Origin of the sequence: Arachnia rubra, from assembly GCF_019973735.1 — a bacterium.
In the GTDB taxonomy this organism is placed as follows: domain Bacteria; phylum Actinomycetota; class Actinomycetes; order Propionibacteriales; family Propionibacteriaceae; genus Arachnia; species Arachnia rubra.
The window spans coordinates 2,314,709-2,327,921 of the sequence record NZ_AP024463.1 but is presented as its reverse complement, the minus strand read 5'-3'; the positions used below and the strand labels follow the sequence as shown (position 1 = coordinate 2,327,921).

General features: G+C 66.8%; 10 protein-coding genes. 3 read left to right on the top strand and 7 right to left on the bottom strand.

From position 1 onward, the window contains the following. Entirely contained in the window at positions 1–636 is a 636-nt protein-coding gene (locus SK1NUM_RS10620; protein ID WP_212321820.1) for an ECF transporter S component, read from the top strand. Beyond that, positions 629–2,857 (top strand): ATP-binding cassette domain-containing protein, encoded by a 2,229-nt coding sequence (locus SK1NUM_RS10615; RefSeq protein ID WP_212321818.1) that lies wholly within the window; start codon positions 629–631, stop codon positions 2,855–2,857. Before SK1NUM_RS10620 ends, SK1NUM_RS10615 begins: the two co-directional genes overlap by 8 nt. On the opposite strand, the gene SK1NUM_RS10610 is transcribed toward SK1NUM_RS10615, so the two are convergent. From SK1NUM_RS10610 to SK1NUM_RS10580, 7 genes are all read right to left on the bottom strand, one after another. Continuing rightward, positions 2,850–5,444 (bottom strand): LysM peptidoglycan-binding domain-containing protein, encoded by a 2,595-nt coding sequence (locus SK1NUM_RS10610; protein WP_212321817.1) that lies wholly within the window; start codon positions 5,442–5,444, stop codon positions 2,850–2,852. The genes SK1NUM_RS10615 and SK1NUM_RS10610 overlap by 8 nt on opposite strands. A gap of 37 nt (positions 5,445–5,481) precedes the next feature. Next, positions 5,482–5,661, bottom strand: coding sequence for a hypothetical protein (locus SK1NUM_RS10605; protein ID WP_223927516.1), 180 nt, complete (start codon positions 5,659–5,661; stop codon positions 5,482–5,484). Positions 5,662–5,746: 85 nt separating this feature from the next. Then, positions 5,747–6,631 (bottom strand): magnesium transporter CorA family protein, encoded by an 885-nt coding sequence (locus SK1NUM_RS10600; protein WP_212321815.1) that lies wholly within the window; start codon positions 6,629–6,631, stop codon positions 5,747–5,749. Next, positions 6,631–7,485, bottom strand: coding sequence for a type II secretion system F family protein (locus tag SK1NUM_RS10595; protein WP_212321814.1), 855 nt, complete (start codon positions 7,483–7,485; stop codon positions 6,631–6,633). The genes SK1NUM_RS10600 and SK1NUM_RS10595 overlap by 1 nt, the downstream gene beginning before the upstream one ends. Then, positions 7,473–8,900, bottom strand: coding sequence for a CpaF family protein (locus SK1NUM_RS10590; protein WP_212321813.1), 1,428 nt, complete (start codon positions 8,898–8,900; stop codon positions 7,473–7,475). Before SK1NUM_RS10590 ends, SK1NUM_RS10595 begins: the two co-directional genes overlap by 13 nt. After that, positions 8,897–9,703, bottom strand: coding sequence for a hypothetical protein (locus SK1NUM_RS10585; RefSeq protein WP_212321812.1), 807 nt, complete (start codon positions 9,701–9,703; stop codon positions 8,897–8,899). The genes SK1NUM_RS10590 and SK1NUM_RS10585 overlap by 4 nt, the downstream gene beginning before the upstream one ends. Then, entirely contained in the window at positions 9,703–10,308 is a 606-nt protein-coding gene (locus SK1NUM_RS10580) for an SAF domain-containing protein (RefSeq protein WP_212321810.1), read from the bottom strand. Before SK1NUM_RS10580 ends, SK1NUM_RS10585 begins: the two co-directional genes overlap by 1 nt. Before the next feature lie 311 nt (positions 10,309–10,619). Here SK1NUM_RS10580 and ptsP point away from each other — a divergent pair, with 311 nt between their 5' ends. Next, the gene (gene ptsP / locus SK1NUM_RS10575) at positions 10,620–13,205 is read left to right on the top strand and encodes a phosphoenolpyruvate--protein phosphotransferase (protein WP_212321809.1); all 2,586 of its coding nucleotides are present in this window, start codon (positions 10,620–10,622) and stop codon (positions 13,203–13,205) included. The last annotated feature ends 8 nt before the right edge of the window (positions 13,206–13,213 follow it).

Here is a 13,213-nt window from a genome sequence, read left to right as displayed (position 1 = left end):
ATGACTGAAACCGCCGGCAAGGCGAAACCACAGTTCGCTGCCGGAGGACCGTTCGCGTGGCGGTCCGTCGACCTGGTGACCCTCGCGATCCTCGGCGTTGCGCTAGGGGTCGCGTTCTGGGGGTGGGACCTGCTGCTGTACCCGGCGGTTTCCACGGTGTTGAACGCGGCTTTCCCACCCTTGGCCAGCCTGACCCTCGGCCTGTGGGTGCTGCCGGCTGTCGTGGGTGGATTCGTGGTCCGCCGCCCTGGGGCGGCACTGTTGTGCGAACTCGTGGCCGCCACCGTCGAGGCGCTCCTGGGGAATCAGTGGGGACTCAATGTGATGGTCTCGGGACTGCTGCAGGCCCTCGGGGCCGAGATCATCCTCGCGGTGTTCCTCTGGCGGAGTTTCCGCCTCTGGACCGCAATGCTGGCTGGTGCTCTCTCAGCCGTCCTGGAGCTGTGTGGTTGGGAATGGTGGGTCTACCAGGGGGAATACACCATGGGAATGAGGCTTGTAGCCCTCGGATGTGCCGTGATCTCCTGCATCGTGGTGGCTGGTGCCGGGGGCTGGCTGCTGGTGAGGGCGATGGCCGCCACCGGGGCGCTGAATGCCTTCCCGGCTGGCCGGGAGCATCTGGCTCAGCGTGGCTGAACCAGGTGAGCTGCGAGCGGTCTCGCTGGCCTGGCGGCCCCTAGGTGCTGGCCGTCCTCTTCTCGATGGCATCGACCTGAAGGTCGCGGCGGGGGAGCGGGTCCTGCTGGCAGGGGCAAGTGGTGCCGGGAAGTCCACGCTGCTGCGTGCCTTCGCCGGGGTGCTCGAAGACCACGCGCCAGGTGAGCTCTCAGGCGAAGTGACGGTGGGAGGCCTGCCTGCTGCGGCGGGCCGCAGTGACGTGGGCCTGGTCAGCCAGCAGCCCTTCGACTCGGTGGTCGCCGAGAGCGTGGGACGCGATACCGCCTTCGGGCCTGAGAATCTCGGCCTGCCGAGGCCCAAGATCCACGACCGGGTATCCGAGGCCTTGGGGCTGGTCGGCTTCCCCTACGGGCCGCAGCACTCGACCGGTGCCCTCTCAGGTGGGCAGGCCCAGCGCCTGGCGCTGGCTGGTGTGCTGGCGATGAGCCCCAGGGTGATCCTGCTGGACGAGCCCGGGGCGATGCTCGATGCCCCGTCAGCTGGCCAGCTCCGCGCCGCGGTGGATGACATCTGCGCTCGCATCGGGGCGACCCTGGTCGTCGCCGATCACGACATCGCAGGCTGGACGGGGATCGTGGAACGCCTGGTCGTGATCGATGCGGGGAGGGTCATTGCCGACGGACCGCTGCAGGAGGTGTTGGAGAGTCACGACAGCCACCTGCTTGAGCTCGGGCTCTGGGTCCCAGGTGCGCCCGACCCTGAGCCCACTGAGGTCCTTCTCGGAGCGGACCGGCCTGGTGGCCATGGAGAGGCTGTGGCGAGTGCCCAGCGAGTCGTTGCCGACCGGACCCCGCCGCTCACCTTGAGGAGCGTGCAACGCGACCCCTCGGTGAGAGTGCTCGACGGAGTTGATATGGAGCTCCGGGCAGGTGAGCTGGTGGCGCTGCAAGGAGACAGCGGAGCGGGAAAATCCACCCTGCTCTCCGTTCTCCTGGGAGCGTTGCCCGTGGTCGCGGGTGAGGTCCGGGTCAGGGACGGCGATGATCCTGCACGTCTCACCTCCCGGGAGCTGGCCGCCTGGGCGGGCTGGGTACCCCAGTTTGCTGAGAGCCTCATGGTGGGGGACACGGTGCTGTCCTGCCTGACCGTCACAGCGCTGGCGCTGGGACAGCCCCAGGAACAGCTGGAGCTCAAGGCCCTGCGGCTGCTCGCTGCGGTTGGCCTTGAAGGCTTGGAGGAGCGTCACCCCCTGAGCCTGTCCGGTGGGGAGCAGCGACGCCTGGCGGTGATCTGTGCGGTGCTCCATGGTCCTGCGATGCTTCTGGCCGATGAACCGACGGTGGGCCTTGACCGCCTGGCCTGGGCCGCTGTGGCGGGGGTCCTGCTGGAGGCGCGGAAGGCAGGCAGTGGAGTGCTTGTCGCCACGCATGACGCCTCCCTCGTGCGGCTCACGGACCGACAGGTCCACCTTGAGCCTGTCGGGCAGGTGACGCAGCAGGAGCAGGGAGGACGCTCTCAGGCAAACCCGGGACGGCCTGGACCGGCGAGCTTGCTTGAGCGGGCTGGGCCGCTTTCCCTGCTTCTCGGGGCCATCATGCTCACCGTCTCGGGGCTATTCACTAAGGGAGTCATGCCTCTCGGGGGCGGGGTGGCAGCTCTGGTCATCGTGGGGATGCTGTTGCTGAGATTCCGGTTTCCACTGAGGTGGCTTGCGCCGCCGGTCATCGCTGTTGTGTCCGTTGCCTGGTCCAACTGGCTTCTGTCCGATCCGCGAGCGGTGGAACCCGCCCTGGTGGCGGCGCTGCGGGTCGCCTTCATCGTGCTACCTGGTGTGGTGGCGGCCTCGTTCCTCGACCCCACGGCGCTGGGGGATCACCTTGGAGGGCGGCTGCGGCTGCCAGCACGTCCTGTTCTGGCTGTGGTGGCGGCGCTGCGGCGTCTCGACAGGTTCGCGGTGCTCTGGCAGGAGATGGCGCAGGCACGGCGGGTTCGTGGCATAGGTCCCGGGAAGTCACTGACTGGCAAGGCACGTGAATGGGGAGCGCTGTGCCTTGTCCTGCTCGTCGAATCGGTCAGGCAGGCCGGGAGGCTCACGATCGCCATGGACTCGCGCGGTTACTTGGCTCCAGGACCCCGGACCTGGCTCGGGGAGAGTGCCTGGACCCGGTACGACAGCTGCGTGGTCGCGGTCGCAGGCGTGCTGGCCGCGGTGCCCCATCTGCTTACTTTGCTCAACTGACCATCGACTCCTCCCGGCGCTGCTGACTGCGGCAGGCCTGGAGGGCCTCCTGGATAATGAGCACTGACTCCTGCCCGAGATCCCGCCCGGCAGCCCGGGCCGCACGTGTGAGCTGCAGCACCTGCCTATCCACCCCAGCCCGGTCACCAGCCTGGGCGAGCAGACGGATGCGCCGCACCACCAGCGGCTCCACCTCGCCGGCAGCGCGGATTCCCTGGGAGATGGCCCAACCCGCGGTCTCGTGTTCCCGTCGCGCCATACAGCGGTCCGCCAGCATCGCAGCGGCGTCGATGATCATGCTCACCATGTCGCTGCGCAGCTGCTCCGCCCAGCTCCATTGGAACTCGAAGCTTCCCAGCGGCGCTCCCCTCACCAGCGCGAGTGCCTCAGCAAGCAGCGACTCGCTTGCACGGTTGACGCCGCCGGCGAGCAACAACTGGAACCTCTCCCAGTCGCTCGAGACGGTGTCGGCCAGCTGGATGCGTCCGGAATAGGCATCTGGCAGGTGCTCTCCGTCTGGGCCGGTGCCCAGCCAACTGCGCAGCCGCGACATATTGGAACGCCTGGTGCTCTCGGCGACCATCAGCGACTCGCGCATCTGCGTGGGGGTCGCCCCGGGATTGGACAACAACCAAGCACAGCATTCAAGGCAGCGTCCTGCTGCCCTATGGGGTCGTTGCCCGTCGCATGCCACCAGCTCCACCTCCCCTAGGAGAAGCAGTGTCGGGGAATCAGGTTCGGCGGCCATGTGCGGATCCTTGGGTCGGCTGCCGGGCAGCGGGTTCTCATCGAGGGGAAGGGGATCGTCGCGCCACCATGGGGCGGGCTCCGAGCTGGGGTTGACTGAAGAGGCGAACAGATTGACCAGGGCATGCCGGGCAGGTCCGGAGATGAGCTGTGGGTTGAAGGTGTCTCCCGCATCCAGCGTTGCCTTCTGCTGATCCCTGAGATCGAGATGACGGCCTAGCGCAGGTGGCCGTCCCCGCAGCGGAGCCATCACGCTGACGCCCACATCGCCGAGTTCAATTGCCCGGATGACCCGGCTGGCCTGCTGCGCTGTCAGGGGATCGCAGAAGATGAACACCGTGGGGGTGAAGTCCGCAGCCCGGTCGGGGTCTGCGCGAACGGCCTTGAGGGGATTCGAGCTGAGTGCGACCCTGCGTCTGCCGCAAAGCTGTTCCAACTGCCCGAGGGCCTCTTCGGAGTTGGAGAGCACCGTGAGGCGGGGATCGTCGACGGTCTCCTCCCAGGATTCCTCGGGATGCACAGCGACCACATCCACCTCAGATGACCACTCCGCGCAGAGCAGGCTGGTCCAAGCGCTGGCCGTCGCGCCAAGGACTTCTGGCTGGGCTCCGGACAGCCAGAGACAGCGGCTTTCCTCCAGGACGACCCAGATCTCCTCCTCGCCGCGCCAGCCCAGCAGTACTGCGGTAGGCGATGCCGGAGTGGTGGTCTCGGAGCCGGGTTCGGTGCCACGCTTTCCCAGGGCGGTCCAGAACCGTTCCAGAGAGGCCGGCACGGGGAGGATGCGGCGCCCTATGGCACGTTCATGCAGGGCGCCCCGGCGCCGAAGCGACAGGCCCGTGATGACACCAGCTGCCAGCAGCCCGCCAATTGGCCCGAGGTAATGGGACAGATCGACGCGATCCTCCAGCGCTGGCGATTCCGCCTTCTCGGAGGCTGTGGGAGTTTCGGAGGCTGGGGCGGTTGCTGGCGGAGAGGTCCCCGGCGGTGCTGACGGCTCAGCGGAGGGTGGGCTCTGATCCGGTGTGCCGGCGGTGGGCGGAGGACCAGGCGACGTTTTTTCCGCGGCCGCTATATCGGCTCCGGGCAGGGTCAGGACCCATCCTTGGTCGATCTCGTCGGGGTCCTGGATCTGGTCCTGGTTGGCGTCCTGCAGCTCAGGCCAGCGCTCGGGATCACCGAGGTGCCTATCCGCCAGCTGCCAGAGAGAATCGCCCCGCTCAACCGTGATCGTCAACGGCAGGCGCAGGACTCTTCCCGGGGCCGGTGGATGGTCAATGTCGACCCCGGGGTTCGCAGCCACCAGCTGACGCCATCGTTCGCCTGCTCCGAGTTCGCGTTCGGCTATGTCCCAGAGCTCATCGCCCTGCCGCACCCTGTACTCACGCCAGCTGCCGGATTCCTGCTGGGCGTCCTGGGGAGCCAGTTCCCCGGGTGCGCTGGGCTGGGCCTCGGCCGGTGCCGCGATCGCCATGGGTGCGCCGTCGGGAAGAGGGGTGGCGTTGGCTGCAAACAGCGGTGATAGTGCGGTGGCGACAAGCAGGGCAACCGCCGGGCGGAGCCAGCTGGTGCCCGGCAGGCTGAACCTGATCCTTCCCCGTGACACGGTGCGAAGCAGTTCCCCAGCCGTGGTCAGTGCCAGCAGGGCCCATGCCAGCCAGCCCACCAGGGACAGCAGTCCCAGGGTGATGCGGCCGTCGTCGGGGCGTAGGAGAGCAGTCCGCCAATCCACCGTGACCAGATCCGTCACGCGTCCCCAGCAGACAAGCAGCCAGGGAACACCCAGCAACAGCAGGACGAGCGTGAGGACGGCGGCCACAGCCGCTGCGACTCGCTTCATACCGGGATTCCTTCCGGGTGTTGTGGTCATGGCACCCTCATTTGGGGAGTTTGGCCTCCACGAATTTCGTGATCACCGTGATCACAATCAGGGCTATGGTCACCGCTCCAGCCAGCAGAATGGCATTCTCCGTGGACTGCGACAGCCCACGCTCGTCCCGGCGGGGAAGGATCAATCGGTTCAGCTGCTGTTCTAGGAGGATCAGTATCGGGGACATGCTTCCTTCTTCCCTATCTATCGTCATTTTGGTTGGTTGTGAGCTGGAATATCCGTTTTCCACAGGACCTGTTCATCCCGGGTCCTCAACGACCCACGAGAATGAACAACGGCGGGATGATGAACGTCAGGCCCAGGATCAGCGCTGGCAGGGTCATCCATATCGTCAGGGCCTCGGTGTCCTCCTGCGCCCTGGTTCGCTGCTGCGAGAGATGGGCTTCCCGCAACTCCCGAACCCTGGCCTGCAGGGTCTCCGCCAAAGCCGCGCCCTGTTCCTCCAGGCGCATGATGTCGGCGAAATCGCCCAGCTCCGGCAGATCCCACTCGTCAGCGATGCTGTGTAGTTCACGCCAGGGCGTGGTCTGCTCCAGGCGGCATCTCTCCAGGCCTGCCGCCATGCGGCGGAACAGCGGCGCATCCGAGATCGTCGCAGCCTGGGTGACCGCCTGGGTGGCGGACGCATTCGCCAGTCGCTCCAGCGCCACCAGGTCGAAGAAGGTATGGACAGATTCGGCGGTGCTCCTGCGCACGTGCCGGGAGGCTTTGGAAAGTCTCAGATCCGTCAGGAAGTAGCCTCCCACTCCAAGCAGTGGGCTCAGAATGAGGGGCATGGGAGTGGCCGGGCTTCCCAGGAGAACCTGCATGACGAGCCAGACCACCGGAGCCAGCATTCCCGCTATCAGCAGCACCAGCTTCTCCGCGAAGAAGTCAGCGACGCTCCGTCCCGACAGCAGAAGAAGCCGCTGCTGTCTCCGGCTTACTGGGAGATGCAATGTGGACTGCAACCAGCTGCCGACCGCTTCAAGCCCATGCCTTTCAGGTTTTTCCTCTCGTGGTGTGGGGGTTGTGCCATCCAGGACCGCCAGGGCATCGGCCAGTCGCACAGGTGAGCGCAACGTGCCGATGACGATCAGCAGGACCCCGGCGCCTATCACCATCCCCGCCAGCATCAGGGAACCCATGAGTCCCATCAGTTTCCTCCCCTCAGGAAACGTGCACCCAGTTTCGGCAGGGTGCGTCGCCGCAGCATCAGGAGCGCCCCCACGTACAGCCCCACCAGCAGCAGGGCCAGGAGTTGTCCGATGGGTGTCGTATAGGGGGCGAAGTATCCGGGGGACAACAGCCACACCCCGGCGAGAATCGCGAGTGTGATGACCACCACCTGGCGCACCACAGCGCGGGGTTTGGCGCGTTCTGAGGCGATCTCGCGTAGCGCCCGCAACCGCATCTGGGTGTTCTCGGCTAGCGCTGCGAGCATCGGGCGGGCCCCGACCCCGCCCCGGGAGGAGGCTATTGCCAGCGCAGCCAACACACCGTCGGCATCCGCGGACTTGAGCTCATCGGCCATCGTGATCAGGGCGTCACTCGTGGTCCAGCCCAGGTCAAGCCGGGCCACCACCCGGGCGACTGGCCTTGTCAGGGCTTTGGGCACCTGGCTGCGGGTGGTGATGATGGCGTCCCGGATGGATTTTCCTGTGGCTATGGAGGGTCCAAGGAAACGCAGCCACCGGTCCAGAGCCGCCAGCTTGTCCACCTCCGGGTTGGCGGGCTCACTCAGCAGGTAGGGGACGCCGAGCAGCACAGCCGGGATCAGGACCAGGGCTGCCAGCCAGCCGGTACTGACGCCGGTCACGACGCCAGCCGTCAGCGAGGCTCCAATCCAGACGCGGCCACGTGGTGTGATCATCCGCCAGCGATTTGCCAGCCGGGCAGACAACGGTTCCCCTGCGGCGGAGGGTTGCACCCGGCGCCGCAGGCCCGTCAACAGCAGGATCACCCCTGCGACGGCGAGGGCTCCGCTCCCAGCGGCGATCAGCGCTCCCATGACGTCTCCTGGAAGGCAGCCAGCTCCGCTGACATTCCCGCCTCCGGCTGGAACAGCGGAGACGGGCCAGCCCGGTACACGAGATGGGTGGTGGGGCGGTTGTTCTCGATGACCCCCGTGAGCTGTCGCACCTCACTGACGAAACGTCGCCGGGTCCCACCGCGCCAGGTGTCGTCCTGCAACGTCACATGGATGATGAAGTTGATGTTGTGGGCGATCTGCCGCATCGCCTCCTCGACGGTCAGGACCCCGCCCAGGGCGACGCGGGCCGCCAGCCGGTCGATGGTCGAGGTGGCGGAATGCGAATGGGTGGTGGACAGAGTGCCGGCGCCCGCCTGCATCGCCTCGAACATGGCGCCTGCCTCGGCGCCCCGGACCTCGCCCACGACCAGCCGGGACAGGTTCTGGCGCAGCGCCTCAGGGATGAGATCGGCCACACTCCACTCCCCGATATGCCGGTCGCCCTGCTGCTCTCCGAGCCCCATCTTCGCCTGGAGCGCCAGCATGTTACGGCGTCCAGGCTGTAGGTGGGTCAGCAGCTCGTAGTCGGTTTCCAGGGTCCCGAAACGCTCTGTCGGAGGGATCTCCGCGATCAAGGCACGTAGCAGGGTGGTCTTCCCCGCGCCCTGGTCACCGGAGATCACGATCGACTTGCGGGCCAGCACCGCCTGTGCGAGCAGGCGGGCCAGCGGCACCGGCAGCATGCCCGTGTCGGTCAGCTCCCTCAGGTTCACGGAGGTCAGTGTGTGCTGCCGGATGATGACGGAGGGACGATGACTCAGCCCGAACCCGATGGCGTGCAGGCGGAACCGGCTTCCGAGTGCCACGGTCATCGTCGGGTGGGCGTCATCAAAGGGACGTGGCGGATTCGCCGTCTCACCCAGGAACCGCACCGCCTCGATCAGCTCCTCGTCGGAGTCGGCCACAGGCGGGTGCTCCTCCCTGCGCCCGTCGCCGTACTGGATCATCACCGAGTCCCAGCCAGTGATCTCGATATTCTCAGCTTCCGGAATGCTGAGGACCGGGCTGAGCCTCCCATACCCAAAGATCGCCTGCGTCACTGCCTCGGCGTAGCTGCTTTCCAGCTCCATGGGCCACAGCGCTGCCCCCTCGCTGCTGAGGCGTTCGGCATGGGCGTGCACGACCCCACGGATGATGGCCCTGCCTCTCGCCTTCCGGTCGTCCTCAGGCATCACGGTGCCGTGTTCCGTGAGCCACTGCTCGCTCGCCTGCCCGATCTGCTCGGCTGCCTGCCTGCGCAGCGAGACCACAAGCTGCCAGTCGATGTCGGGGCTGGGCGGCAGGTCTTCATCCAAGAACCGGTGACGAGGTGCTGCCGACGGATGCCAATCAGAGGTGGCCAGGGCTGCGAACGCCCCCGACAGGCTGAGTGGCTTGGAAGCATCGCTGGTCATGGCGCACCTTCTCCCAGCAGCAGCTTGCGTCTGAGTCCTTTGTCCCGCTCCAATTGCTGGGTGAGGTTCAGGGCAGTGGCCCGGTAGGAGCTCAGCAGCGGCGAGCTGCGGAACCGGCGAGGGGGCGTCAGGCCATGGCTCAGGACCCCGGCTGGGTGCGGTGCCCATGGAATCTGTGCCCAGCAGCTGACGCTGAACTGGGCAGTGATTTCGCGTGCCGAATAAGGACGGTCCGGGCCGGTGATCAACAGCCCCAGGGGACGGTCCGCGGTGAGGCTGTTCACCTGTTCCACCAGCAGCGGCAGATACAGCCGCGACGCGGCCAGGGACTTCAGATTGCTCTGCAGCACGAAGCCGATCGCGTCCGCCACCTCCAGGAGCGCGACCGGCAGGCCCTCGCGGCCGAGCCGCCCGGCGTCGACGATGACATCCATTCCCTTGGCGTCCAGGGTCTCGAAGGCCTCAGCCAGCTCTGGCCAGATGTGGTCGAATAGCCGGACTGCGCCCGGCTGGGCAAACCCTGGGAGGAAGCGGCGTGCGGAGCTGTCGTTCTCGGTGAGGGGCACAGTCTGGCCGAGCAGGTCCGGGCTGAAATCCCGGGCCTCGCGGTGCAGCCGGGCCAGGGTGGCCAGGCCTCTGCCTCCCAGGTCAAGCCCCCGCAGATAGCCTGCCGGGATGGCCTGCGCCGGGTCGCGGTCGCAGTCGGAGAGCATCACATCGCCAGGCCATTGGAGCGTGAGCCCAAGAGCGGTCGTGGTAATCCCGGGGGCACCCGGCCCACCGGTCAGGACGATGACCGACATCACGGCTCCTGGAGGGCGATGAGGGCCAGCTGGTCTGCGGCGATGAGGGCTGCGACCTGGGCGGCACGCTCACCAGAGACGCTGACATCCAGCAGCCATGTGACGCCATCGTCCAGTTTTTTAGGCAGGGTGGCGACCTGGGCCTCGGCGACCGCCGCACTCTCTGCGAGGTTGATCAGCTGGATCCTCTGCCCCGGCACCAGGGTCGTGCTAGGCATCCTGCCGGGACCCAGTTTCAGCCCGACGACGACATTGCCTGCTGGGAACTGCCGGTCTCCCAGATGCCGCCGGGCCGGGAAACTGCCCGCGGGCAGATCGGTGAGAACCCGCTGTCCCACCAGGCTCTCCAGCTCATCCGGGTCTATCCCGGCTTCATAATCGCCCGGCACCTCGCGGATGGTCAGGTCGGTCAGGCGGATCTCCTGGCCACGGACCACGTCATTCGCCATGGCGACGGCCTGCCGGTGCCTGGTCGCCGTCGTGTACAAGGCGGCGGCCCCAAGCGCCCCCAGCACGATGAGCAATACCCCCAGCGCGATCAGCCGCGGGCTTCGACGCGCACGCAACTGGACTCCCTCGGGCGGTATTGCGGAGGGTTCGGTCACTTCATTGTCCCTTCGTCTTGGCGGAAGGACAGGGTTGGTTCGTCCCGTTGCGGCTCTTCTGCCGGGTCGAGGACTTTCCATGTCTTCCGCGTGGCCTGAAATTAACCCACATCTGTGTCCGCCGAAGGGCAGTTAACCAAAAATTAACCTTCCGATTCGGTAACGGCCGCAACGAGAGGAGTAATCCCGCGTCAGAAAGGAAATGGTTGCGAAGGTGTTCCCCAACCCGCGGATGCCAACTAGGCTGCTGGAAGCACGGGGAGCAGGCGTGAATCCGGTCATGCCCCTCCCTCCGGAAAGGAAGTGCCGTTGTGAGTGCAGAGTCGACCGCGCGGGTAAGTCTCAGGGCGCCCCTGACAGGCGTCATGGTGCCTTTAGGAGACGTGCCGGACCCAGTCTTTGCGAGGAAAATGGTGGGGGACGGGTTCTCCATCGATCCCCTTGAGGGCCGGCTGACGTCGCCAGTCAGCGGGGAGGTGGTGGACCTTCAACCGTCTCGCCACGCTGTCACCATACGCAGTGCCGAAGGCCTTGAAATCCTGATGCATATAGGCTTGGACACCGTCCGCCTGGGCGGTGAGGGCTTCCGGGCGCATGTCGCAGAGGGGCAGCAGGTTGGTGCCGGAGATCTACTCATCGACTTTGACCTCGACGACGTGGGGCGCAATGCCAAGTCGCTCCTCACGCAGGTGGTCATTACCAATACCGAGCTGATCTCCGGGATCACCCCGGTCACGGGTCTGGTGAACGCCGGAATCGACGAGGCCGCCGTGGCGGAGCTCAAAGCACGTGAGGAGGGCGATCAGGAGTCGGGGGCCGCTGTGGACGCCGTCTCGGAGGCCCTGATCGTGCCGAACCCAACGGGCCTGCACGCCCGCCCAACCGCAACCCTCGTCGCGTTGGCCAAGAAGTACCACTCCGATATCCAGCTGCGCCGGGGCGACGACTCCGCGAACGCGAAGTCCATTGTCGCGATCATGAGCCTCGCGGTGGCCTGCGGTGAGAAGGTCGTCGTCACCGCGCATGGAGCAGATGCCAACGAGGCCGTGGAAGCCATATCCCAGGGTATCCGCGAGGGTCTTGGGGAGGATTGCCCAACCCTGCCCAGCGGTGGCGTGGTCAGCACCGAGGACACCACCCCCATGCCCACCATCACGGAGCCAGTCGCGGAGGCTGCCGGCCCGCGGTCGGGGGACTGGAATCTGCTGCTCGGCGCCTCAGCCTCTCCGGGGCTCGGCATCGGGCGTGTGGTTCAGCTCCACCATGAGGACATCGTGGTGGAGGAGTTCGCCGAGGACCGTCACAAGGAGCGGCGCAAGCTGAACTCCGCCATCGACCGGGCCTTGCTCGACCTGTCTGCCCTGCAGAAGCGGATGGCGGACGAGTCCTCCGAGGAGAAGGCCGCGATCTTCGCCGCCCACCAGGAGATCCTGGGTGATCCCGAGCTTCTCGACTTGGCTGCCTCGGCCATCGACAAGGGCAAGTCCGCCGCGTTCGCCTGGCGTGGCGCCTTCAACGCCTTCGCCGACCAACTGGCCGGCCTGAAGAACGAGGTGCTCGCCGGGCGCGCCAACGATGTGCGCGACGTCGGGCAGCGGGTGCTTGAGGAGCTCACCGGCCAGCGTTCCGAGAAGGCGGAACTGCCGGAGAACACCATCCTGATTGCCGAGGAGCTCACTCCCTCCGACACCGCGCAACTGGATCGCAGCCGCGTGGTCGGTTTCGCCACCACGGGTGGCGGGGCCTCCTCACACGTGGCGATCATCGCACGGTCCCTCGACCTCCCCGCGGTAGCAGGAATCGAGGCGCGGGCCCTCGACATCGCCGACGACACCCTGGTGGTCCTCGATGGGTCGAAGGGCACCCTGCGCATGGGCGTCACGGACGAGGAGGTCGCCCGGCTGCGGGAGCGGCAGGCGCGCATGGCGGAGCGCAAGGCGGTCGAGGAGGCCGCCAAGGATGAGCCTGCCGTCACCACCGACGGCCATCGGGTGGCGGTGGTGGCCAACATCGGGGGAGTGGACGATGCGGTTGCTGCCATGGGCAAGGGCGCGGAAGGCGTCGGCCTGCTACGCAGCGAGTTCGTGTTCATGGGACGCTCCACCGCTCCCAGCGAGTCGGAGCAGGCGCAGATCTACACCGACTGCGCCAAGGCCCTCAAGCCCGAGCAGCCGCTGGTGATCCGGACTCTGGATGTCGGTGGGGACAAGCCACTGGCCTACCTGCCCATCCCGGCCGAGGAGAATCCCTTCCTCGGGATCCGGGGCGTCAGGGTCGGCCTGGAGCAGCCCGAGGTACTCCGCACCCAGATCCGGGCGATCCTGGCCTCCGCGGATGCTGGGGCCAAGCTGCACGTGATGTTCCCCATGATCGCCACCATCGACGACTGGCGCCGGGCGAAGCAGATCTTCGATGAGGAACGTTCCAAAGTGCCTGCGTGGGACCGGGTCAGCGTGGGCATCATGATGGAGGTGCCCTCCGTCGCGGTCATGGCCAGGCAGTTCGCGGCCGAGGATGGGTGCGACTTCTTCAGCGTCGGCACCAATGACCTCACCAGCTACACCCTCGCCATGGACCGCGGCCACCCCAAGCTGGCCAGCCAGGTCGATCCGTGCAACCCAGCTGTGCTGGCTCTCATCGGACAGGCCGCCGAGGCCCTCCATGAGCGCGGCAAGTGGCTGGGCGTGTGTGGTGGCGTCGCCTCCGACCCGCAGGCGGTGCCGATCCTCGTCGGCCTCGGAGTCGATGAGCTGAGTTGTTCCATTCCCGCGATCCCCTCGGTCAAGGCGGCTGTGCGTGCGTATTCACGCGAGCGTTGCAAGGAGCTTGCTGACCGGGCGGTCGTCTGTGCCACCCCCGCTGAAGTACGTGCCCTCGTCCCGCTGGACGAGGCGTGAGGAGATCG

What these genes read in the sequence shown, in the direction of transcription:
- SK1NUM_RS10620 (WP_212321820.1), top strand. Translation starts at nt 1, where the DNA reads ATGACTGAAACCGCCGGCAAGGCGAAACCACAGTTCGCTGCCGGAGGA.
- SK1NUM_RS10610 (WP_212321817.1), bottom strand. Translation starts at nt 5,444, where the DNA reads ATGAAGCGAGTCGCAGCGGCTGTGGCCGCCGTCCTCACGCTCGTCCTG.
- SK1NUM_RS10605 (WP_223927516.1), bottom strand. Translation starts at nt 5,661, where the DNA reads ATGTCCCCGATACTGATCCTCCTAGAACAGCAGCTGAACCGATTGATC.
- SK1NUM_RS10600 (WP_212321815.1), bottom strand. Translation starts at nt 6,631, where the DNA reads ATGGGACTCATGGGTTCCCTGATGCTGGCGGGGATGGTGATAGGCGCC.
- SK1NUM_RS10595 (WP_212321814.1), bottom strand. Translation starts at nt 7,485, where the DNA reads ATGGGAGCGCTGATCGCCGCTGGGAGCGGAGCCCTCGCCGTCGCAGGG.
- SK1NUM_RS10590 (WP_212321813.1), bottom strand. Translation starts at nt 8,900, where the DNA reads ATGACCAGCGATGCTTCCAAGCCACTCAGCCTGTCGGGGGCGTTCGCA.
- SK1NUM_RS10585 (WP_212321812.1), bottom strand. Translation starts at nt 9,703, where the DNA reads ATGTCGGTCATCGTCCTGACCGGTGGGCCGGGTGCCCCCGGGATTACC.